The following is a 24,167-nucleotide window of genomic DNA, read 5'->3' on the forward strand; positions in this document are numbered from 1 at the left end:
TTACTCCAAAAGCCCTACATTAAAAATGCAAGGCTTTCAAGTACTATAAAAATGCAAGGCTTTCAAGTACTATTACATATCAGTATTTCCCATTTGCTTCATCTTTTCAGCTTGATCCGCTGTGATAAGAGCATTTATCATTTCATCTATATCACCATTTAAGTATGCTTCTAACTTATAAAGAGTCATTCCTATTCTATGATCTGTAACTCTTCCTTGAGGATAGTTGTAAGTTCTAATTCTCTCACTTCTATCTCCAGTACCTACCTGACTCTTTCTATCTTCAGCTATTCCTGCTGACCTTTCCGCTTCTGCTTGTTCAAAAAGTCTAGCTTTAAGAATCTTTAATGCTTTTTCCTTATTCTTTAACTGTGACTTTTCATCTTGACATGAAACTACTAAACCTGTTGGTAAGTGAGTCATTCTTACAGCTGAATCTGTAGTATTAACGCATTGTCCACCATTACCTGATGCTCTAAATACATCAATCTTTAAGTCTTTTTCATTTACTTCAATTTCTACATCATCTACTTCTGGTAATACAGCTACTGTTGCAGTAGATGTATGTATTCTACCACTTGATTCTGTATCAGGAACTCTTTGTACTCTATGAACTCCACTTTCATACTTAAGCTTCGAGTATGCTCCATGACCTTTTATCATGAATACAACTTCTTTAAATCCACCGATATCAGTTTCGTTTGCACTCATTAACTCAACTGTCCATCTATTATTTTCAGAATATCTTGTATACATTCTAAATAAGTTAGCTGCAAATAGTGCTGCTTCGTCGCCACCTGCTCCCCCTCTTATTTCTACAAATACATTCTTATCATCATTAGGGTCTTTTGGTAATAATAAAATTTGTAATTGTTTTTCTAATTCTACTTCTTGATTTGTTAACTCAGAAATTTCTTCTTGCATCATTTCTTTCATTTCTTTATCGCTTTCTTCCGCAAGCATTTCTTTGTTAGCAGCAAGGTCTTCTACAACCTTCTTGTACTCCCTATATGCATTTACTATCACTTCAAGATCAGCATGCTCTTTACAAAGCTTTCTCCACTCATTTTGGTTAGCCATAATTGATGGATCGCTGATTTTTACAGATAGTTCGTCATATTTATTCTCTATAAAAGCTAATTTATCTAATAACATGCTATCACTCCGTATTTCATTTTTTCACATTTTAGTATTATATCACAATTTATTCATTGTAATCAACAAGTAAACTTTCCTAACACTACTCTATCTAAGCCTGCTAGATCTTTTATTACTCTTACATTACTAAAATTGTTTTCTTCCATTAATTTTTTTACTTCTTCACCTTGATCATAGCCTATTTCAAATGAAAGTATTCCTCCATCTAATAGTACACTCTTACTCTCCTCTACAATTCTCCTATAGAAAATAAGTCCATCATCACCACCACTTAGAGCTGTACGTGGTTCATAATCCTTAACATCACTCATAAGTTTTTCTATCTCCTCATCCTTAATATACGGTGGATTAGATACTAAAATTTTATATTTCTTTCCTTGTTCTATTACCTCTTTTAATAAATCACTCTTTATAAAATTAACTCTATCCTCTAGATTATTTTTAACTATATTCTTTTTAGTTACCTTTTCAGGTATTGGATAGTAATCTATTGAGTCTACTTTTATATTCTTCCTATAATGAGCCAATGAAATACCTATAGCACCACTACCAGAGCATAAATCACATAATTCGATTTCTTCATCTTTATCAATTAACTTTAATACTTCTTCAACTAATATTTCTGTATCACTTCTTGGAATAAGAACTCCTTCCTCAACAAAGAAATCTAACCCCATAAAATCACATTCTCCAAGAATATATCTAACAGGCATCTTGTCTTCTCTTTTTTTTATAAGGCCTAAGTATTCTTTCTTCTTATTATTTGATACCTTTTCAGCATTATTCGTTATTAAATAAAGCTTATCCTTTTCCAAAACCTTGCCTAGTAATAATTGTGAATCTAATCTAGCTGTATCAATTTCAGCTCCAATTAAAATCTTGGTTCCCATATTAATTAACTCACCAATGGTCTTCTCTGGTTCCTCTATACCCTCTGCCGCCATTAAGGATGCTATAGCTACCTCTATCTGATCATCATCAGGTTCTTTTGTTGTTAACTCCTGTAATTTTAATCCAGGATATGAAATAATTCTTGCCATATTATTATCACTTTTTCCTAACCATTTTATAATTTCATAGGTTATCCCAGCTACAACTGGTATTAACACTACTCTCAATGTAATTCTTTGTAATATTCCTCCCCATCCTGTAAATGAGAAAATAAATATACTTACAAACATTATTAAAAATAAAAAATTTGTTCCACACCTTGGATGAAATCTAGAAAACTTCTTAACATTGTCCACAGTTAGCTCTTCTTCAGCTTCATAACAAAATATTGTTTTATGTTCTGCTCCATGATATTGAAACACTCTATAAATATCCTCTAACTTACTTATTCCACCTATATATAGAAATAAAATTACTATTCTTACAAATGCTTCTATTAAATTTAAAGATATAGCTGATATATTTAAACCTTTGAATAAAGCTGCTATTGCAGTAGGTATACCTATAAATAATCCTATTGCAATAACAAATGCTAATATCATAGTAAAACTCATTACCATATCATTAGTCTTCTCTCCGAACTTACTTCTTAACCAATCTTCGAATTTTGATGGCTCTGTATCCTCAAAGAATGAAGCTGAATAATTTAATGACTTCATTCCTAATTTCAAGGAATCTACCAATACAAATATTCCTCTTATAAAAGGTATGTTCAATATACTATACTTCTTAGTAATTGGAATAACTGTTTCAAAATTTACTTCAATCTCCCCATCTTCTTTACGTACTGCTGTTGCAAGTCCTTTCGAACCTCTCATCATTACTCCTTCAATAACTGCCTGACCACCCACATCACATTTTTTCATTATATACCACTTTCTTCCTTATATTTTATCTTTATAATTATAATAACACTTACCACACAATGATTCATACTCTACATCATTAATATTATCTATTGCAATTTGATCCCCTGAAAAAACAAAATTCCCGTTAACTTTTCTTGCATTCAATAAAGCCTTATTTCCACACTTACAAATTGTCTTCATTTCTTCTATACTATGAGCAATTAATAAAAGCCTGCTACTTCCTTCAAAACCTTCCATTTTAAAATCTGTTCTTAACCCATAACATATAACTGGTATATTAAGCTTAACTGCTATTTCAAATAAATTATCAATTTGATTTCTACTCATAAATTGTACTTCATCTACTAGTATACAATGAATTCTCCCATTATTTATAATATACTCTTCTACCATTGTATAAATATTATCATTAACTCCTATTAACATATCTACTTTTCTCTCAACACCTAATCTTGAAATAAGTCTTTCCCCACCTTTTTTGTCTGTAGAAGGTTTCATTAATAATACTCTCATACCTCTTTCTTCATAATTGTATGCTACTTGCATTAAATGGGTAGATTTCCCTGAATTCATTGCCCCATATCTAAAGTATAATTTGCTCATCCTAAGCCTCTCTCCTTCATCTTTAGTTACCTCGATTATAGCATTTTCATACTATCATAAAAAGTGTTTTTTCTTATCCATATTCCTTGACTGATATAAAGATGCTATGATATACTCTAGTAGTTATTTAAAGAAGTTTACAAATCAGTAAACAATCGAAAGAGGTGAAATAAATGAGAGAAGGCATACATCCAGAATACAATCACGAATCAGTGGTTAAGTGTGCATGTGGAAATACTTTTACAACAGGTTCTGTTAAAGATGAACTTAAAGTAGAAATATGCTCTAAATGTCATCCATTCTTCACTGGTAAGCAAAAGATCAATGATATTGGTGGTAGAGTTGATAAGTTCAACAAGAGATTTAACCTTAACCAAGGTAAGTAAGAAATTTAGGGAAAGACTTAGTCTTTCCCATTTTCTTTATATAAGGCTATTATATTAACTTGGATTATTTCCCCAAGTAATGATAAAATAAAACTATAAATTAAAATTTAAAAGTGAGTGGATTGAATGAAGAAAGTTTTAATCTTAACTACCTCAACTGGACAAGGTCATAACCAAGCTGCAAATTCATTAATCGAAGCCTTCACTGAAGAAGGTTTTGAATGCGTTAGGCATGATTTTTTAGCTAATAACAGTAAGTTTTTAAATGATATGATTGTTGGAGGATATGAAATATCTGCATCAAAATTACCTAATACCTATGGTGTATTTTATAAACTAACTGATAGTAAGGTAATTCTTAAATTATTACCTCTAGTATTTAACAATACTATCAAAAAGTTAAATAGCCTTATTAATTCAACAAAACCTGATATTATAATTGGAACCCACCCCTTTACAGTTAGCATACTTGCAAAACTAAAATCCCAAGGGATGAATGTTCCATTTATATCTGTTGTTACAGATTTTAAAGCACATTACACCTATGTAAGTCCTTTAGTTGATGCATATATTACAGCCAGTGAGTATACAAAAAAATCTTTAGTTGATAGAGGCATTAATCCTGATATTATTTTCCCTATTGGAATTCCTATAAAGGAAAATTTCTATGAATCAGATAAGGAAATATCGAAAATAAAAGATAATGGGTATTTTAACCTTCTACTTATGAGCGGAAGTATGGGCTTAAAAAATATTTCATATGTTTTGGATGAATTACTGACTAATCCAAATAAACTAAGGATTACTGTTGTTTGTGGAAATAATGAAAAGCTAAAAAATTCTCTTTCAAAAAAGTGTCAATCAACATATCCTAATAAAAAACTTCATATTCTTGGATTTTCTAATGATATTGCATCATTAATGGAATTTTCAGATGTAATAATTTCCAAACCTGGTGGCCTTACAGTAACAGAAGCTATTGCAAAGAATTTACCACTTATAATTCCATTTGTTATTCCTGGTCAGGAAATGGAGAATACTGAGTTTTTAACTTCTAGCGGCTACGCTTATTATGTAAAGGATATACAGAATATTAATCCTACCGTAAATAAGCTAATACAAAACCCTGAGTATTTAAAAACCATGAAGACTAAATTGAAATTATTATCTTCTTCTTACTCTATAAAAGGCATTGTAAATGTTGCGAACTCATTTATAGATAAATATAACAAAAAAGCTAACTGATTTTATTAAACCAGCTAGCTTTATTTTTTATTTTTTACTTATATCATTTTTTTCAAATATTCTTACAAACTCATTATTATTCTTAGTTTTTGAAAGCATATTTATAAGATTCTCTGTTATATTTTCTACATTTCCATCTCTATACATAACTTTTCTTATATTATAAGCTACTTCCTTTTCTTCATTAGAAAGTAATAAATCCTCTTTTCTTGTTCCAGATTTATAGATATCTATAGCTGGGAATATTCTTCTTTCTTGAAGCTTTCTATCTAGGTGAACTTCCATATTTCCTGTTCCCTTAAATTCCTCAAAAATCATATCATCCATTCTTGAACCAGTATCTACAAGTGCAGTTGCTAATATTGTTAAGCTTCCTCCATCTTCGATATTTCTTGCTGCTCCAAAGAATTTTTTAGGCATTATTAATGCTCCTGGATCCAATCCACCTGATAAAGTTCTTCCAGTTGGAGTAATTGTTAAATTATATGCTCTTGATAACCTTGTTAAACTATCTAGTAATATAATTACATCCTTACCTTGCTCAACTATTCTCTTAGCTCTCTCTAAAACAATTTGAGAAACCTTTGCATGATTTTGCGGTTCTTCGTCAAAGGTTGAATAAATAACTTCGCCCTTTATACTTCTTTGCATATCTGTTACTTCTTCTGGTCTTTCATCTATAAGCAGAACAATTAAAACAGCCTCTGGGTGATTAGTTGATATACTTTGAGCTATCTTCTTCAATAAAGTTGTTTTACCAGCCTTTGGAGGTGCAACTATAATTCCTCTCTGTCCCTTACCTATTGGGCAAATTATATCCATTAATCTAGATGATAAATCTGTGTTATCACTAGTTTCTAATCTTAATCTTTCTGTAGGGTAAATTGGTACTAGCTTTTCAAACCCTTTTCTTCCAATAGCCTTGTCAGGATGTTCACCATTAACTCTTTCTACAAAAAGTAATGCCTTGAACTTTTCTCCTTCCTTTGCTTCTCGTACCTTACCTACAACTTCATCACCTGTCTTAAGATTAAACCTTCTAATTTGTGATGGAGATACATATATATCCTCACTACTAGTTAGGTAGTTTTTACATCTTAAGAATCCAAAGTTATTATTTTCTAATATCTCAAGAATTCCTCTAGCAAAATAAGATGAATCATTTATCATTGCTTTAAGTTCTTCTTTTTTCTCTTCAGATTTTTCCTTTATATTATTAATAGGACTCTGTACTGGTTTTGGTGCAATCTTTTCCCTTAAGACTACTCCATCCTTCTTTATGCTATTTGCCTCAATTGAGGTAACTTGTTCTATTAATTCGCTCTTCTTAAATTTGGATATATTTTTAACACCTATTTCCTTAGCAATTTCCTTTATTTCTGCTAAGGTCATATTTTCGTATTGTTCTTTTGTCAAAATGACACCTCCAAAAAACTATAAAATTTTATATGTAAATATTGAAAAATAACTTGAATGCATTTGAAATGAAACCAGACATGTTATCTGTTGTTTTACTATTTAAGTATACCTATTAATGATTATTTTAACAACCCCTCTTCAATTTCAAAGAACCTATCTCTAAAATCTTTACTAATTAATAGCTTTTCCTCTGCTTTTCTCACATTATAAGTAATACTTCTCTTACTTTTTAAATTAAGTATATCTCCAACCTTTTTTTCATCCATACATCTATATTTTTTTAGTAATAATAATAGTAAATATTTATTATCTCTGTCTTTTAAAAGCTGAATAAAATTTTCTTCATCTAACCCATAATATTCGCATATAACTTCTAGTATTTTTATATATTTTTCTCCTAAATTCATTAATATACACCACCTTAAATAGTAATAATACATACTAGTAATTATTACCATACGAATTATACCTTAAACATATTAATGAAATAAAAACTCTCATATCTCCTCTTAAGTTAAATCAAATATAATTGATATTCTTTAAAGTAAATATAAGAGTTCTTTAATTATAATCAAATATTAAGTTTACATATCTATTTAATCTTCTTTTTGGGTTCTTACTTTTAGGTATAATGATGTCTTTAAAGGCTTTTGACCTGATACAGCCATATCATACTCTATATTAAGCTCTCCCCCTTCATCATCAATATTAACATTAAGTTTATTAGTGGATATTGATATTTCTAACATTCCATAAGGTGTATTATATAGGGCTACTGATGGTTCTTTTTCATTAAATAACATCTTAGTTGATGTTGTACCTTCCCTTTCTAGTATTACCTCATTATCTCTTATAGTTAATGTTGTTAAAGTTCCCTCCATACCAGAAATCTCTGTTTCTTCGTATATAGCTTTGTATTCATCATCAAGCTTAATGTACTTTCCTGGTGAAACTACTTCTATTATATCTCCGTCTTCCATACTTGCATTACTCTTTACACTTATAATCGCTTTCTTCTCCATAGTTTCCTCCTATTTTTTTTCTTGGATTAAGAATTCATTTATTTCTGATTCTGTAGCTGGTTTAATAGTAAATTCATCTTTAAATTTCGTTCCAAAATTTCCAAACTTAACTGTTACCTTATCCTCTTCCTTCCCCTTACTATACCTAGCCGCTAGCTTACAAGCTAGTTCTTTATCTTTTTGTGTAGCTTCTCCGTGAATAACCGCCATAGCTCCCTTATGACTAGATGGGAAGAATACTATATCTTCCTTATCTAAGATTTTCTTTAATGCTTCTCCTTCTTCTCCAGTTCTTGAAACAATTATTGTGGTATTATCAGATGAAACAAAATGTCTACCATATTTTAGTAAATCTATTTCCTTAGGCGTTAAATTACTCTTTCTCTCAAGCTCATTTCTCAATCTAATGGAATAGTTAGGCTCAGTTAATTTACATCCACCTGCTGGTGATGGATAGTCTTTAATTCCCCACTTATCCGCAAGTTCTATCTGTATTTTTCTTGATCTTCCTGATATCCCCATAAGCTTGTCCCTATCTACAAGTCCGTTAACTTCCATTTCAGTTGGTTCTAAATTTAAAGCACATAATGGTCTTAATATTTTATTTCCAAAGCCTGACTCTTTCCTAACCATATTTAAAGCTTGCTTATTTTGAGACATAGGTCTTTGGTTTAAAACTTCACCAGTTATAATAAAATCCGCATTAAACTCCTCTAATAATCTTCCTGAATGTCTCATCATCATAGCATGACAATCGATACAGGGGTTAATATTCTTACCCCAACCATGTTTAGGGTTCTTAACCATCTCGAAATGTTCTTCCGAAAAGTCTACTACTTCTAATTTAATTCCTATTTGTTCAACCATCCTTCTTGCATTCTCTTCATTGAAGAAATATGATTTAAAGCATAATCCTATTACCTCTATACCTTGATCCTTTATTAATTTAGCCGCTAAAATACTATCTAGTCCCCCTGAAACCATCGCTAATGCCCTAGTCATATTATTGCCTCCCGAAATTTACATATTATAATCTATAGTTTATGATTAATATATATATTTATCAAGTGGAAATTTATTTTTATGGGTACCCTATCCAAAGATATCTTTGAAGAATTCTACAATCTTAAATTTAATTTTAGGTTCTTCTTCCTTTTTCTCAGTATCAATCTGTTTGTTTTCTTCAATCTCAACTTCCTTAGCACGCTCTATTTGCTCATCCAATTCTTCCTTACTTCCTTCTTCTTCAACCTTTCCTTTTGTTACATCAATAAAACATAATGGTGGAAACATGACACACCACCAGTTACGACCTGAACCACTTCCTATTATTATTCTAAAGGCTTCATAATTTCCTTGTGGCAAAGTAATATTTCCATAGGACTTTTCCGGAAAATTTTCATGTGATAATTCTGCTATACTTTCGTAAGCATATCCATTTTCTTTAATAACATTCTGAGCTATACTATTTACTTTATCTTTATTATCCAAAATTATTTTTCTAGATTCATCTAAAGAAGTAGAATCTTTTAATAATGGATACATATATTCTATAACTTTATCTCTTACCTTAAGCTTTAAATTTTGATCAGCTTCAGTATCGCTGTTAGCTATTACATGAAACCTAATTAATATATCCTTAACTTCATCATAATTATACTTAACTTCCTCACTTACCTTAGGAATACTTGTACACCCTGTAAAAATGCTTGTACATATACACATTAAAATTAATAATCCAAATTTTTTTTTCATAAACAAAACCCCCTTGTAGCTTAAATTATTACCACAAGAAGGTTTTTTATTCACACTTTTAAATTGTTCTCGTTATAAATGTATCCTCGAACTTACTTTTCATTTCATCATAACACTTTTGTGCTTTAAGCATGTCATCAAAAAAACCAAAAACTGTAGGTCCACTTCCACTCATCATAGATCCAATTGCTCCATGTCTTATCATATCAGTTTTTATAGTAGATATAAGCTTATGCTTCCTCAATGTAACATTTTCTAATAAGTTCTTCATATTATTTGCTACGTAATTCAAATCATCTACTGCCATCTTCTCTATTAATCCATTTGTATTAGGATGTAATCTTGCCTTAGATAAATCAAAAGATTTATATACTTCCTTTGTAGATACTCCAAAGGGTGGTTTAACTAAAACTAATATATGATTCTTAAATGGTTTTAAAGTTCTTATTACTTCTCCTATCCCTTCACATAACGCAGTTCCTCCCTCTATACAATAAGGAACATCAGCACCTAAAGTAACACCTAATTCCATAAGCTCTTGATCGGATGCATTCACATCAAAAAGCTTATTCATTATCTTTAAAACTGCTGCACAATCAGTACTTCCTCCTGCTAGACCTGCTGATACAGGGATGTTTTTCTTTATATCGATGTCTACCCCTAACTCAATATTATAAGTATCTATAAATAATTTCGCTGCTTTATAGGCTAAATTTCTCTCATCTGTTGGCACAAATGGTTTATTGCAGCTTATAGAAATTCCTTTGCTACTCTTATTTATTTCTATCTCATCATACAAATCTATATTCTGCATTATCATTTTTAGTAAATGATAACCATCTTCCCTTTTTCCAACTACATCTAAAGCTATATTAATTTTTGCATAAGCTTTTTCTTTCATAAGTTTCTATCCTTTCCGACGCTATTATTTTATAATTTTATCATAGCAATATAAATTAATAAAGGCTCCCTCGTTTATATTTAATTTACTCCATTTTTCTACACTTTCCTTATAATTCCATAAATAATTTAATATTCATAATTATAACCATATAAATTTATGTAAAACCATACTTATTTTTCATATTTATAAGTACAACAAAAAGACCTTTACTTTTCAATAAAAAAAATGTAAAAGCCAGGCGATATAATCAAACCGTATGCTCTTACATCTTTTAATATACAACTGCTAACACTCCCGTTTCTCCGTATGAGCTTAATAAACCCTACTAAAACACCTAACCCGCATGTTGTACTATGGTGTAATGCGACTAATTCTAATGCACCGAGTCAATTAATTGCTCTAAGCCTTTATTCCCGCCTGCATTACAAGTTTGATTATATTATATTAAGTTTTATTATTCAAACTAATAATTATCTATCTAATCTATAATGTATACTAATCTTTTATCCATTTCTCTATCTTATTCTTCTGTTTCCTATAATAGCAATTATTATGCATATATTGTAAATATGTTATTGGCAGTCTCAAACATCTCGATTCTTTTTCTCTTATTCTCACCTTCAAATTCTTCTTTAAATATCTTCATATCACAGGAACTAAAATCATAACCTTTTAACATTTCTCTATAATCAAATTTCTCACTATGCTTTAACATCCCATACATAACCCTAACAAATTTACACATTAATGCAATTTGCATTTCTCTTTTTTTTTAGGTTTTTGATGTTTATATGATTTATAGTAACAATAGGATATTCTAAAATATTCATTATGCTTAATTAAACTCTCTACAATATTAAATAGATGTTTCCTTACTATACGTGATCCTGCTTTATTTATCTTTCTTTCTCCTACAAACTTACCTGAAGAATTTCCTCTAAGGCTCAATCCTAAATATGCTAATATAGTTCTCGAATTTTTAAAGTTTTTAATATCACCTATTTCACTAATAACCGAAATAACTTGTATCATTGGTATTCCCTTTATATCCTCAAAATCCTTATATGACAGTATTACTTCACTAGCAATATTTTTTATCTCCTCATCTAAGAAATCCTTAGATTGTTTTTCTATGAAAAGTCTTCCTAGATATGCTTTCATCTCAATTTTTTCAGCATAGGATGGCTCTTTTATATATTTACAACAAACTTCGCATTCTTCTTTGTATAATTGAATCATTTTTAAATTCGGTTTATTGGTTATATCCTTCACCCTCTTTAGAACCTCATTATAACAAACATCAATTATATCCCTTGGTGATGGATATAGGTTAAGTAGTGCCATTCCTGTTTTACTATTAAGGTTTCCAAAGACTTTAAAGTATACTGGATTACATACATCTATACACCTATGTATCTTATTTTTAATGGCAACCAGTTCAACACTACTCCCCTCTCTCATACGCGCTAACTTTTGTAAAGCCCTTAACTCTCTTTCACCATCCCTCACATATGAATAGTTACCATTCCTAACACAACTAGCAATAACCCTAGCATCTAAAGTATCATTCTTACCCTTCTGACCTTCTTCTAGTGCTCGTCTATGTTTTACCGCATCTGTTTTTATCATTACAGTCTCTATCCCAATATCCTTCAAATAATCATTTAAGTTAAACCAGTAGTGACCTGTTGATTCAAAACCAACGATGACGTTTTCATAAGTCACTTCATAATCATTTGAAATAACATCTATCTTCTCTTTTAACTTTATAAATCCATAATAGTCATTCTCTATTTCGAAACCTTTTTTAGTAAGTACCTGACCATCAATGTTAAGTATATTTACACTATTTCTCTCCTTACCAATATCTATTCCAATGAATACCTTCTTCACCATTAGTGTCACCTCTTGTGTTTATTTATTTACATATGCGATTATACCTAACAAAACCTATTAAATCTATATTAATATTAGCCCCAATACTTAATTAATTTAATACCTGTTGAAAGCACTTATTATTATTAAAAAGATGTTCCCCAGGGATACCTCATATAATCGATAACAAATTAAAGATATGATTATAAGTAATAATCATATCTTCAACTTTTTATATTACCCCTACTATACCTGTAAAGTAACCATCATCAACTTTATTAATTTCGTTAACTAACTACCTCCTTGTCCCATTGTTACACATCCCGATACAAGATAAGCCTCCCATAAATCTTCCCCTCCCCAGGTCGCACAACTTAAAACTGCTATTAACCCCAATTCACCCTTTCCCCCATACCATTTAATAGTCATAACACTTCTTAAAAACCTTTAAATACCTTTAGTTATATTAGAAATGAAACTTCCATAGGTACCAGTACCCAGTATTATCCATAGTGGACTTTTCATGCCTAATAGGAGACATGTACATAGTATTATTTATTTATATTATACTAATACTAAACTTTAATAATATCTATTTATAGGAGGATTTTAATATGAATAATAATGACCCAGACCTTTTCTATTGTAAAAAGTGTAACGTAATCATTGAAGAAATCTGTGGTAACAAATCAGACTACAGTTGCTGCGGTAAAAAACTTACTAGATTAGTTGCAGATACCACCGATGGGGCAGAGGAAAAGCACTTACCAATAGTTGAACTTTCAAATAATATCCTTACTGTGAACATAGGTTCAGTTTCCCATCCAATGCAAAGTGAGCATAGCATTGAATGGGTATACCTTAAAACACAAAGGGGAAGTCAGAGATACAACTTAAAGCCAAACGAAGAACCTATTGTTCAATTTTTATTAAGTGATTCTGATATTCCTATCGCTGTATATTCTTACTGTAATCTTCATGGTCTATGGAGAGGGGGGATATAAATTATACCATGTTAACCTAGGGAATTTGTTATACCGTATATCTACAATATATCACTATATTTATTAATTCATAGATGTCCCTATTTTATATATATTTATCTAATTAAATATATGCTTATAATTAAACTATTTAAAGACATAGAAAAGGTACCCTAATATAAAGGTACCTTTTCTATCTTTACAAGATTTAACTTTAATATCCAGAACCAGTATAATAGCACATCTTAATAATTAAGTATTTAATCTTAAATATGAACAACTTAGAGCATTTTTAATATAATAGTTATATATAGTTACACAAAACTGCTACAAACTTAAAAAGCATGACGTATTCTTATACCTCCCCAAGTACCAACATTACTAATGAATACTCGTATATTAATTTATTCAAGGGTATTAACAGTCTTAACTATAGAGGAGGTAGATTTCGATTACTACCTTCTCTATTTATGTTTATTAAAACTAGAATATACTATATATATATGAATACAATATTATCAGACTAATATAAACCAAGCTACTGCTATCCTTCTAGTTCTAATATTTCTGGTTTCCTATAGTCATTTATATGCTAACTATACATGTTTATCCCTAATATACTACAACGCGTAAATATTACACATATAGGTCATGTCATATTCCTAAACATTTCAAATATATCCAATATCCCATAACCCCACTGAGGATTTGGATATATATCCCCCTTCCTTCGATATGTACCCCTATCAATATATGCCTTAAGTGTTTGTGCAAAAAGGTAACGATTATTTCCATCCGTTATTCCCCACTCAAATAACAAGGCACAAACACCAGCAACAATTGCTGCCGATACCTCTGTTCCACTTATCGATGTAAATTCATTATTGATTGTTACTGCCAAAACATTAACCCCAGGTGCTGCCACATCAATCCTATCCATGTAATCATTCAAACCTGCTACACCTGAAAAGTTTACTATATTATTATTCATTTGATTGTAAGCTGCTACTGATATCAAATATACAGAATTTGATGGGTTAGTACTAGTTCCATATGGATCAAATGGTCTAAATCTTGTTTCACCAAGGGTAATTCCCCTCTGAGGTAGCCAGGCATTGAAGGTACCATCTACAATTAATCTACCAGTCAACCTAAATTGCCATATTCCAGGAACTATATCATGAAAAACTACTCGTATTAGTTCATCCCCAGAGGTCAACTCAGGCATGTAGTACTTTATTGTAACTTTTGTTTTTTCAAAAATATAATTATAACTTCCCGAAATCTTTAATAATGTAGGACTCTTGCCTGTACTTTCACCGGATGGGGAAATAACCTCCAATGTCATTACATTTGGAACATCGACCCATATTTCTGTTTCAAGATACTTCTGTTGCTTATCTACGTCCAATTGTATAGTCTTCATTTCCCCCTCACTGGTTATTACCCCAGATGTATGTCCACCATTAGCTCCCTCATTCCCGGTTCCAGTGACTACTACAATTCCCCTACTCATTGCTATTGATTCTATATACTCCTCAAGTAACCCATCCCCCTTGTGGTTACCTGCATTTGTTTCCAATGGGAAATATATTACTAATGGTTTTCCTTTTTCAAGAGAATATTCATACAAAAACTTCAGTGATATAATTATGGATGTTAGATTATATATAGGAACACCTATGTTATATTTCATCTTCAAGTTCTGAGCCTCTATCAACTTTATAGCTATGAAAGTACATCTTGGTGATATCCCCCTGAAATTTAACCTTTTATTATCCCCACCTATTATTGATGCCATACTTGTTCCATATCCACTATCATCCTTACTTGGAACTATGCTATATGGGTCTCCACCATTTCTATGGATATTAATTGCCTCATTTACCTTATCCATTGTATAAAAGCTACCATATGCTATGTTAGCATGATTATTATCCCCACCCGATGATATAGTTTGGTCCCAAATCCCCTCAATTCTAGTCATACCATCTTCATCCATAAATGTATCCGACAAATAATCAATTCCAGTACCAACAACTGCTACCATAGTTCCCTCTCCACTTAACTTTAATGGATGTTCTAATATTACCTCTTTTGCCTTTTCCTTAGATATAGTATTTATATCCTGCAATGTATAATAGACTGGGAAAGCAACAAATATTACCGATGGAAATATCCCGTAGTTATTCTCTAAATCTAAATCTGACTTGGTTGATATTATTGCATACCTTTCATCTACCATTGTTACAAAATACCCCGGCACCTTTGATACATCACCCACAATATCACCCTGGTATTGGGCCATATAATGCTTGTATTCCCCATCCATAAAGATATTTTCAGTAGCATTACCCTTTTCCACCTTTTACCTCCCCCTCCACAATAGGTATTCTTATAAATAACCCACCAGTATAATATTCATTATATCGGTTATTATTACTCCTACTCAACTGTTCATATAGCCCACCTATAAAGTTGAAAACCCCTAATAAATCTAGTAGCCCATAGCCAACCTCCCTATTTGGATAGATAAATTCCCTACGTCGTTTTGCCCCATACATAAGATATGACCTTAGCGTTACAGAATACATAGTTAAATCATTTTTATCAGTTATTCCCCACTGTAGTAATAGGCAACATACCCCACTAGCTACCGCTGTAGCTGCTGAACTCCCTGAAAAGGTTGTAACCCCTCCATATGGCTTTGTTGTTAATATATTTATCCCAGACGTTGTAATATCTGGACTTACCAAGTTATTTGTATTAAATCCTCTACCTGATTCGACACTCCCAGAACCCTTCTCGCTATTATAGTAGGCAACTGTTACAACCTTCCTAGCTGTTGAAGGTATTGTTAATGTAATATTGGGGTCTGGTTCCAAAAAAACGGTTCCCTCCGGCAATATCTCTTTCGCTGGTAACCATATGTCATACCTCCCATTAACTATATAATCCCCCCTTAATTGTATCTTCCATATTCCAGGACTCAGATTTATTAGTCCTATAATTATAGATTGGTTGCCAGTGAAGTGTTCTGGTATAAAGTGATATATCTTTAAAACTGTATTTGTAAAAACAAACTTCCTCTCTTCCATTCCCCTTATTTTAGGTGGGATAAATCCAGAAGATTCCCCTGTGGGGGATATTACATTTATAGCCATTTTATTAGGTCTACGTGCCCATACGGTAAATGATAACTCTGCCATCCTTTTAGGTATATTTAACTCAATTGTTTTAATATCACCTGTATCTTTAATATACCCAGATGCATGCCCCTCTGCTGCACCCTGGTTCCCAGTGCCAACCACTGTGATAATACCTCTCATCCGCCCAATATCAGTTATATACCTAGACACCAGGTTATTCCCATCATGGCTACCTTCTGTAGTTCCCACCCCAAGACAAATTACTATCGGCTTTTCTAATATTAGTGCATACCTCTTCAAATATTCTATCCCAGCCAAGATCTCCGACGCATTATACACCGGCTTTACCTCTAACCCATTTTCCCTCATTATTTTTTTATAACTTAGGGACTCAAGTGCCTTCACTACCACAAATTCGCAATCCGGTGCTATACCCTTTATATCTTTGTTAAATCCTCTCGCTCCAATAATGCTAGCCATCTTTGTCCCATGTCCTACATCATCCTTTGTAGGCACTACCGAATATGGATCACCACCATTCTTTGATATATCTATAGCCCTACCAATGTCCTCACCAGTAAATATATCACCAATGTACACCGACTTACCTTTTTCAGCAATAATTGTCTGGTCCCATATACTTAAAATTCTTGTTGTTCCATCTTCTCTCATAAATTCTTCGTTTAAATAATCTATTCCAGTATCTACTAGTCCAACCAGTATCCCCCTGCCAGTAAGGTTTAAATATGGATTCTCTTTTACTTTATAAATTTCATCGATATTAGTAGGCGATACATCCTGCAATACATATTGGCTCCTAGGTTCAAAAAAAACTATGCTAGGTACATCATTAATAAGCCTATTCACATTCTCATTAGAAATGGATACCACACCTAATCTTTCTGTTATTACATCCCCACAAGCATAATCTATTTTATCTATCTCCTCCTTAAAGTTACCCCTATATTCAATCAAGTAATTCGGTGAATTCTCACTATAGTAATAGTCATTACATTTATTACTTCTAAACATACTTTTCTCCTCTAATAAATATATTACTATTTATATTAATTATTCATTAAAAATATACCCAACATCATAACCTACCTACCTTATTTCGTTTTTGTATATTTTATAGGATTAACCTTACTCATGCCTTTCTTATATTATTCTATTATTTTTAATGCTTATATAATAATATCCATTAATATCCATTAGTTAAATTCAATGTATAAAGCAAACCTTTAAGTAAATAATATATGTTGTGAAACAATGTTAAAGTTAACTTTATATTTTAGGAGGAACGTAATGGGATTAGGAATTAGTATTTATCCACTAATTAGTTCAAAGGAGGATACAATAAACTATATAAGAAGCGCAAATACACTCGGTTTTGATAGGATATTTACATCAATACTTGAGCTTTCTAAAGAAAAAAACTTAGCATTAAACCAAATGGAATGTTATAAGGAGGTTCTAAATTATGCAAAGGCCCTAGGTATGCGTGTTTTTATTGATATTAACCCTCAAGTACTTAAAAACATTGATATTGACCCAACTAACTTAGAATTCTTTGTTGATTTAGGAGCTACAGGCATTAGGCTTGATGGGATATTCAATGGTATCCATGAGGCAATAATGACATATAATAGGTTCAATCTTGAAGTAGAAGTAAATGCCTCGTTTAATACATCCTATATAAACAATATAATTGATTTTGGATGTAAAAGAGGTAACCTGGTTGCATGTCATAACTTTTACCCCCAACAGTATACCGGCCTCTAAAAGAGCTTCCTTATTTCGAGTATTAATAGACATAATGACCTAGGACTAAAAGTTGCAGCATTTATAAATTCTAATTCCGGGGGGACCAAGGTCCCTGGCCAACAAATGATGGACTAGTAACTTTAGAAGACCATAGGTCACTAGAACCACTAGTTCAGGCACAAGAACTGTTTGCATTAGGTATTGATGATGTTATTATAGGAAATGCCTTTGCTTCTGATAAGGATCTAGAAGAGCTAAGTAAAGTTGATAAGGACATAATATCCCTAAAGTTTAACCTACCTGATAACCTTGGTTTAATTGATGGATTATTTGATGGAGAAATCCTACAGGATAGATTTGATAGTAGCCCTAAGGTAATACGTGTTTCAAAAGGCAGGACTACATATAAGAATACATCAATAGGAATTACAAATGAAGGTAATGGTCTCGTTAAAAAAGATACAATTTTAATTAACAATAATCATTACTTAAACTATAAGGGTGAAATCCTTATAACCAAAGAACCACTAAAGATTGATAACAAGCGAAATATTATAGGATACGTTGACGAAAACTATTTACCACTATTAGATTATATAGTTCATGGTAAAAGGTTTAAATTTATTAAATAGTAATATGAGGGGATGATACACAAATGAATAAGTTAATAACATTTATTGAGGGAAAAGTACTACCTATCGCAAACAAGGTGGGACAGCAAAGACACCTAATGGCTATTAGTGATGGCTTTCTAACAATCATTGCTCTTACAATTGTTGCCTCCCTTGCTACCTTAATTACCAATGTTCCATTAAATCTTATAAAGGGTTTCCTGACAAATAACTCCTTTGGCAAACAAATATATGAACTATGCCAAAACATATCATGGGGTGCATTTGCATTTATGGCACTATTTACATGTATAGCGGTGGCTCAGGCCCTGTGGCACAGTTATGATAAAAATGGTTTCGAAGGTGGTTTAATAGCCGCTGCTGTTTTCTTAGCTGTATCTAAACAAACCCTGCTATATAAACCGGAAGGTGCTACAGAAGCCATCTCTGTAAAGGGTGGATTAGCTGCAAATAACTTTGGGGCAACTACATTATTTACCGGAATAATTATTGCATTAATAACAATTGAATTACTAAGATACCTAAGTGGAGTAAAATGGCTCGAAGTTAGGTTGCCAGAAATGGTCCCCCCAGCAGTTTCTAGGAGCTTTAAGACAATTTAACTATAATTATATTAGTTACCCTTGGAATAATACTAAGAAGTTTAACAGGACAGTACATAGCAGATTTAATTACCTCCTTAATACAGGCACCTATCCAATCAGTTTCTGATTCACTCGGATCTGCAATTATAATTCCACTTATTGTTTGTACCTTATGGTCATTCGGGATACATGGTACAAATGTAACAGATGGGATATTCGTTCCAATATTAACTGCATTAGCTGCTGAAAACATGGAATTATCAGCACAAGGTACTACAAGTGGATTACATATAGTAAATGGCCCATTTTTCTATGCATTTGTATGGATTGGCGGTGCAGGAACAACTTTAGGGTTAATTATAGCAATGCTTATAGCAGGTAAAAGATCAAGAAATAGGTATGGGGCTATTACTACACTTTCTATCGGACCTGGAATATTTAATATTAATGAACCTGTAATATTTGGTGTTCCAATAGTATTAAACCCCGTAATGGTAATTCCGTTTATTCTAGTTCCTGTAACTTTATCTACAAATTCTTATTTTGCTATATCAATTGAATTAGTTTCACCGGTTGTTGTTCAATCTATACCATGGACCACACCACCAATATTATCCGGGTTTCTTGCTACAGGTAGCCTAAGTGGCGCTATACTTGGTTTATTTAACTTAATACTTTCAGCCATACTATATACACCATTCGTACTCACTTCTTTAAAAACTGAGGAAAAGACAGTAAAATAAATTATTACAATAATAAGCCTAATCTTATCTAAATAAATGCACGCTGTTATTTGATAATGATGGCAAACCAAAAACAGACCATAATTACTATTGGATTTTCAAGCACTCCCCCATATAAGTTGGAGCAATTTATTAACATAGTTCTTAAAATATCTTAATCGTAAGGTTAGGCCTATTAAATTAATTAGGAGTTGAAATGATGAAAAAGTTTATATTCTATACAATTTTAATAACATTGTTAGTTATCCCACATAAGGTTAATGCATATGTCACCCCAATATCAGATATATATACACAGGGAATATATCCCCTTGATACATTTTATGGATATAATGTATCAATCGAATTAAAGGATGAACCTGATACCTCAATTCTTATATTAGATGACGATGGGAAGCTCACAGTCTTTGCAAAGCTAGTTCCGAACGAAAAGATATACCTAAATAACATAAATTATAAAGGTAATATATTAATAGTCGGGAACGGGAAGGTCGCTGTATTATTTGATAAAAGATAGTGTTTATCCAACTCAAGTTCCCTACGTATTGCTAAAAAACCAGTATTAAGATAATAATTTATTATCTTAATACTTGGTACTTTGAAAAAATAAATAAATTCATATAATTATCACCTTTAAAAATTCTTCCTTTTTCACTCCAGCACTATAAAAATAATCTAACCCCACTAATTAAGTTTAACTTTTCCATATACTTCCTTAATTATATTCTTATCTATTTCAAATATAACTCCATATCGTATTTACAATATGAAAACTTCATTGTTCCATTTACTACTCTCTTGATTGAAGTTCCCCGACAACCCAAATATATTTCTTAATATTATCCTTTTCAATAAATATTCACTATAGTAAAGATATTTCCCGAATCTAACCTAAATAATATAAAATTATATCTCCTTTAATATAGTTACTTAATCGCCTAAAACTAATAATTCATATATATATGTTTAAGTAAGCTTTAAGTAAACTTCATCTAGTCCACCCTCTCTTAAAATCATTCAACTAATACCTATTTTCCTAATTTCATGTAACCGATGGGCTTCACGCTACGCTTATCCAATTAGGAAGAAAGATGCTCTGCACTTTCAATATAAATGTGTTTTTTTGAGGCACTAGCCTATCATATCCAACCTTACTTGTCAAAACCATAAAAAAGTTTTTATCAGCATATCCATTGGTATGCAGCTAAAAACTTTTTTATATGCCTCCGGCTTTTGACAATCGGTTTAGGATATGTAGTCTTGGGCTCAACAAAAAAACTTCAACACAAGGTGCTGACCGAAAGTTTTGTAATTTAATTGAAAGGATTTGATTGTATGAAAGCTTATAGAATTTTTTTATCCCCACTTGATAATAAAATCAGACATAAAAGTCAATTCAGAATTGATTTGTTTGGAGATATGAAAATTAATGAAGTAAAGGAACTTGAAGGATTTACATTATTATATTCTAGTAAAGGGCATAGCGAACTTATAAATATAAAAGGTGAAATGGTAACAAGAACTACACGATATGTCCAAGCGTTTAAAAAAGATATTGAAAGGAAGTGATTAATATTAATTAACCTGTAAAGGGGGTGATAATGTGAAGAAAAAAAAGAAGAAGACAAAAGGAACTACTTCTAGTAATGATTTAATACAATTAATAACAGTTTTGGTGAACCTATTAATAGCAATCTTAAATCTATTACTCGTTCTAAACAAGTAGAATTTGGAAGGGCTTACACCCCTTCCATTCCTCAAATCTTCTTCTTATATAATACCATATTCAGAAGGGAGTTGTATATATGAAATTAACTGAGAAACTACTACTTGCAACATCTTCACTAACCTTAATTATTAACTTAATAACTTGTTATTTATTATTAACTAAATAGTCTTTAGGTGTCCCTAAAAGGGACATCTAAATAAAACAACATTAATTATTTTACATAACTATAAATATAAGAAAGAAGGAATTTTATTATGAAAAATGTAAGCGTATTTAATATAAAAGGTGGCGTAGCTAAAACAACATCAACTGCTAATTTAGGGGCTGTATTAAGCCAAGAAGGTAAGAAGGTATTGTTAATAGACCTTGACCCTCAAAGTAACCTTACAAAGCTATTTAAGGCATATAGTATGGATGATTTGACAATATCTGATATTTTACTTGAAAAGGACTTAGACATTAAAAAAGTTATCAAATCTACCGACTTTGATAATATTGATATTATCCCATCTAATGTATCACTTGCATTTGCTGAAAGAAAGATACTTCTTGATGTTAGCAAAAGTCAACAAAATAGACTTTCAAAAGCACTTAAAAATGTTGAAGGATATGACTACTGTATTTTAGATTGCCCTCCTGCTCTTAATATGATAACTGTTAATGCTCTATGTGCCACTGATGAAGTTATAGTTCCTATAAAAATAGATAAATTCGCTCTTGATGGGCTTGAATACTTATTAGATAGTATTGATGAAATCAGAGAGGAACTTAATCCAAAGCTAGAGTTCAAAGGTTGTTTTATAACAATGGATAGTGCTACTACTGTAAATAAAGTAATTAAACAAAGCCTTAAAGAACTATTAAGAGATAAAATGTTCAAGGCTACTATTAAACAAAACATTAAAGTGGTAGAAAGTACATTTAATGAAAGCCCTGTTGTATTCTCATCAAGCAAAGCTAAGGCAAGTCAAAATTATAAAGAATTATGTAAGGAGGTATTCTAATATGGCTAATAAATTTTCAATAAGTGAAGGTATGTTAAATGGAATATCTAAAAATGTTAAGAAAGTTACTGAACTTGAAGCCAAAGAAAGCTTCAAGTTAGAATATATAGATATAAATAAAATTCAAAGAAGCGAAAAGAACTTCTATGAAATTATAGATATAGATGATTTATCAGAAGATATTAGAATTAATGGACTTAATCATAATTTAGTTGTAAGACCTACAAAGAATGGAACATATGAAATAATTAGTGGTGAAAGAAGATTTACTGCATTAACTAGATTAGTTACAGAAGGAAATACTCAATTTATTAATGTTCCTTGTAAAGTAATCTCTCTTAATGATGTAGATGCTGAAATAGTACTTATTCAGGCAAATGCACAAACTAGAGAATTATCCGAAAATGAAAAGCTTAAACAGGTTGAAAGATTATCGGAACTTTATAAAGCTAAAAAAGCTAACGGTGAAAAAATAGGAAAAATTAGAGATGTAATCTCTAATGATTTAAAGTTATCGCCAACACAGGTTGGAAGATACGAAAGAATTAATAATAAGCTTATTCCCGAACTTAAAGAATTGCTTGAGCAAGGTAATCTATCAACTGCGAACGCTAGTGAGTTTTCAACATTAAGTGAAGAAAGCCAAAAAGGTATATTGAGCATCATTAAAAATAATATTCCTATTTCTAAAGAAGAAGCATTATCATTAAAGAAAGAATTGAAAAACGTTGAACTTTTAAAGGAAGAAGAACTTAAAATGAAAAGTTACTTAATGACCTCTAATGCTGAAATGAAAGAAAAGTTAATGAAATCTAATTTTGAAAAAGGTGAAATAATCTCACAAATTGGAGGTCAATTAAGGGTTGAACTAACAAAGGAACTTGATAATAAATATTCTATGAAAATTGAAGAAATAAAAAACAACTTTATTAACATTAATGAAGAGAAGAAAAAACTCGAAAACGAAATCAAAGAACTAAAGGCTAATGCTCCTAAAGAAAACCTTGAAGAATTGACTGAAAATATAAAGTTAAAACAACTTATCGATAATTCTAAAAAAGCTATTCTTTTAGTTTCTCGACAAAGTAGATATATGAGTGATAAAAAACTTAACTTTACTGATGATATAAAAGTAGACCTTGAAAATGCTATAATTACCTCTACCATATTTAAAGATTTACTTAAAAGTTTCAAATAATAAAGGTGTCCCCAGGGGACACTTTTATTTAATATAAATGGATAGTGAATACTATTTATGAATTACATATTGTGTCCAAAACCTGGTTATCCTTAATAAAATAACCACTACAACATTTTGGTTATCAATATCAGCTATTGCTTTAACCATAGTTGTTAATAAGGGTGACAACTATTTAAGGTTCCATTACC

The 24,167-nt window shown here is 31.2% G+C and carries 25 protein-coding genes; 11 read left to right on the forward strand and 14 right to left on the reverse strand.

Annotated elements, in window-relative coordinates; genetic code table 11:
* Positions 1–72: 72 nt before the first annotated feature.
* From prfA to ACSYT2_RS13265, 3 genes are all read right to left on the reverse strand, one after another.
* On the reverse strand, positions 73–1,155 hold the full coding sequence (gene prfA / locus ACSYT2_RS13255) for a peptide chain release factor 1 (protein ID WP_430855695.1): 1,083 nt from the start codon (positions 1,153–1,155) through the stop codon (positions 73–75).
* Between the two features lie 62 nt (positions 1,156–1,217).
* Positions 1,218–2,975, reverse strand: a complete 1,758-nt coding sequence (gene prmC / locus ACSYT2_RS13260; RefSeq protein WP_438384940.1) for a peptide chain release factor N(5)-glutamine methyltransferase — start codon at positions 2,973–2,975, stop codon at positions 1,218–1,220.
* A gap of 18 nt (positions 2,976–2,993) precedes the next feature.
* Positions 2,994–3,581, reverse strand: a complete 588-nt coding sequence (locus ACSYT2_RS13265; protein WP_430855697.1) for a thymidine kinase — start codon at positions 3,579–3,581, stop codon at positions 2,994–2,996.
* 173 nt (positions 3,582–3,754) lie between these two features.
* Between ACSYT2_RS13265 and rpmE the strand changes: the two genes are divergently transcribed.
* Both rpmE and ACSYT2_RS13275 read left to right on the forward strand, forming a co-directional pair.
* Positions 3,755–3,967, forward strand: coding sequence for a 50S ribosomal protein L31 (rpmE, locus tag ACSYT2_RS13270; protein ID WP_430855698.1), 213 nt, complete (start codon positions 3,755–3,757; stop codon positions 3,965–3,967).
* 126 nt (positions 3,968–4,093) lie between these two features.
* The gene (locus ACSYT2_RS13275; RefSeq protein WP_430855699.1) at positions 4,094–5,212 is read left to right on the forward strand and encodes an MGDG synthase family glycosyltransferase; all 1,119 of its coding nucleotides are present in this window, start codon (positions 4,094–4,096) and stop codon (positions 5,210–5,212) included.
* A 27-nt stretch (positions 5,213–5,239) separates the two neighbouring features.
* On the opposite strand, the gene rho is transcribed toward ACSYT2_RS13275, so the two are convergent.
* From rho to ACSYT2_RS13320, 9 genes are all read right to left on the reverse strand, one after another.
* Positions 5,240–6,628 carry a transcription termination factor Rho gene (rho, locus tag ACSYT2_RS13280; protein WP_430855700.1) on the reverse strand — a complete coding sequence of 463 codons (1,389 nt, stop codon included), beginning with the start codon at positions 6,626–6,628 and terminating at the stop codon, positions 5,240–5,242.
* A gap of 122 nt (positions 6,629–6,750) precedes the next feature.
* On the reverse strand, positions 6,751–7,038 hold the full coding sequence (locus ACSYT2_RS13285; protein ID WP_430855701.1) for a hypothetical protein: 288 nt from the start codon (positions 7,036–7,038) through the stop codon (positions 6,751–6,753).
* 189 nt (positions 7,039–7,227) lie between these two features.
* Positions 7,228–7,653 carry a YwiB family protein gene (locus ACSYT2_RS13290; RefSeq protein WP_430855702.1) on the reverse strand — a complete coding sequence of 142 codons (426 nt, stop codon included), beginning with the start codon at positions 7,651–7,653 and terminating at the stop codon, positions 7,228–7,230.
* A 9-nt stretch (positions 7,654–7,662) separates the two neighbouring features.
* Complete coding sequence (locus tag ACSYT2_RS13295) at positions 7,663–8,655, reverse strand: tRNA 4-thiouridine(8) synthase ThiI (RefSeq protein WP_438384941.1); 993 nt, start codon at positions 8,653–8,655, stop codon at positions 7,663–7,665.
* A 90-nt stretch (positions 8,656–8,745) separates the two neighbouring features.
* On the reverse strand, positions 8,746–9,408 hold the full coding sequence (gene spoIIR / locus ACSYT2_RS13300) for a stage II sporulation protein R (protein WP_438384942.1): 663 nt from the start codon (positions 9,406–9,408) through the stop codon (positions 8,746–8,748).
* A 58-nt stretch (positions 9,409–9,466) separates the two neighbouring features.
* Positions 9,467–10,309 carry a 4-(cytidine 5'-diphospho)-2-C-methyl-D-erythritol kinase gene (gene ispE / locus ACSYT2_RS13305; RefSeq protein ID WP_430855705.1) on the reverse strand — a complete coding sequence of 281 codons (843 nt, stop codon included), beginning with the start codon at positions 10,307–10,309 and terminating at the stop codon, positions 9,467–9,469.
* A 553-nt stretch (positions 10,310–10,862) separates the two neighbouring features.
* Positions 10,863–11,027, reverse strand: a complete 165-nt coding sequence (locus ACSYT2_RS13310) for a hypothetical protein (RefSeq protein WP_438384943.1) — start codon at positions 11,025–11,027, stop codon at positions 10,863–10,865.
* A 29-nt stretch (positions 11,028–11,056) separates the two neighbouring features.
* Complete coding sequence (locus tag ACSYT2_RS13315) at positions 11,057–12,208, reverse strand: IS110 family RNA-guided transposase (RefSeq protein ID WP_438384944.1); 1,152 nt, start codon at positions 12,206–12,208, stop codon at positions 11,057–11,059.
* A gap of 270 nt (positions 12,209–12,478) precedes the next feature.
* Positions 12,479–12,616, reverse strand: a complete 138-nt coding sequence (locus tag ACSYT2_RS13320; RefSeq protein WP_438384945.1) for a hypothetical protein — start codon at positions 12,614–12,616, stop codon at positions 12,479–12,481.
* A 185-nt stretch (positions 12,617–12,801) separates the two neighbouring features.
* Here ACSYT2_RS13320 and ACSYT2_RS13325 point away from each other — a divergent pair, with 185 nt between their 5' ends.
* Positions 12,802–13,191, forward strand: coding sequence for a desulfoferrodoxin family protein (locus tag ACSYT2_RS13325; RefSeq protein WP_438384946.1), 390 nt, complete (start codon positions 12,802–12,804; stop codon positions 13,189–13,191).
* A gap of 628 nt (positions 13,192–13,819) precedes the next feature.
* Here the strand turns inward: ACSYT2_RS13325 and ACSYT2_RS13330 are convergent.
* A complete protein-coding gene (locus tag ACSYT2_RS13330) occupies positions 13,820–15,535 on the reverse strand; it encodes a S8 family peptidase (RefSeq protein WP_438384947.1) in 1,716 nt (571 codons plus the stop codon).
* On the reverse strand, positions 15,522–17,351 hold the full coding sequence (locus ACSYT2_RS13335; protein WP_438384948.1) for a S8 family peptidase: 1,830 nt from the start codon (positions 17,349–17,351) through the stop codon (positions 15,522–15,524). The genes ACSYT2_RS13330 and ACSYT2_RS13335 overlap by 14 nt, the downstream gene beginning before the upstream one ends.
* Positions 17,352–17,627: 276 nt before the next feature.
* On the opposite strand from ACSYT2_RS13335, the gene ACSYT2_RS13340 reads away from it, so the two are divergent.
* The 8 genes from ACSYT2_RS13340 (at position 17,628) to ACSYT2_RS13375 (ending at position 23,976) form a co-directional block, all read left to right on the forward strand.
* Positions 17,628–18,104 (forward strand): MupG family TIM beta-alpha barrel fold protein, encoded by a 477-nt coding sequence (locus ACSYT2_RS13340; protein ID WP_438384950.1) that lies wholly within the window; start codon positions 17,628–17,630, stop codon positions 18,102–18,104.
* A gap of 260 nt (positions 18,105–18,364) precedes the next feature.
* Complete coding sequence (locus ACSYT2_RS13345; protein ID WP_438385021.1) at positions 18,365–18,718, forward strand: phospho-sugar glycosidase domain-containing protein; 354 nt, start codon at positions 18,365–18,367, stop codon at positions 18,716–18,718.
* Positions 18,719–18,741: 23 nt separating this feature from the next.
* Positions 18,742–19,320 carry a PTS transporter subunit EIIC gene (locus tag ACSYT2_RS13350; RefSeq protein WP_438384951.1) on the forward strand — a complete coding sequence of 193 codons (579 nt, stop codon included), beginning with the start codon at positions 18,742–18,744 and terminating at the stop codon, positions 19,318–19,320.
* 56 nt (positions 19,321–19,376) lie between these two features.
* Positions 19,377–20,045, forward strand: a complete 669-nt coding sequence (locus ACSYT2_RS13355; protein ID WP_438385022.1) for a PTS transporter subunit EIIC — start codon at positions 19,377–19,379, stop codon at positions 20,043–20,045.
* A 199-nt stretch (positions 20,046–20,244) separates the two neighbouring features.
* The gene (locus ACSYT2_RS13360) at positions 20,245–20,562 is read left to right on the forward strand and encodes a hypothetical protein (protein ID WP_438384952.1); all 318 of its coding nucleotides are present in this window, start codon (positions 20,245–20,247) and stop codon (positions 20,560–20,562) included.
* Positions 20,563–21,380: 818 nt separating this feature from the next.
* Positions 21,381–21,614: a hypothetical protein gene (locus ACSYT2_RS13365; RefSeq protein ID WP_438384953.1), complete on the forward strand. Its 234-nt coding sequence runs from the start codon at positions 21,381–21,383 to the stop codon at positions 21,612–21,614.
* 414 nt (positions 21,615–22,028) lie between these two features.
* The gene (locus ACSYT2_RS13370) at positions 22,029–22,778 is read left to right on the forward strand and encodes a ParA family protein (RefSeq protein ID WP_438384954.1); all 750 of its coding nucleotides are present in this window, start codon (positions 22,029–22,031) and stop codon (positions 22,776–22,778) included.
* Between the two features lies 1 nt (position 22,779).
* Entirely contained in the window at positions 22,780–23,976 is a 1,197-nt protein-coding gene (locus tag ACSYT2_RS13375) for a ParB/RepB/Spo0J family partition protein (RefSeq protein WP_438384955.1), read from the forward strand.
* Positions 23,977–24,167: the final 191 nt, after the last annotated feature.

It is taken from the genome of Clostridium zhoujianii (genome assembly GCF_051590805.1).
GTDB lineage: Bacteria > Bacillota > Clostridia > Clostridiales > Clostridiaceae > Clostridium.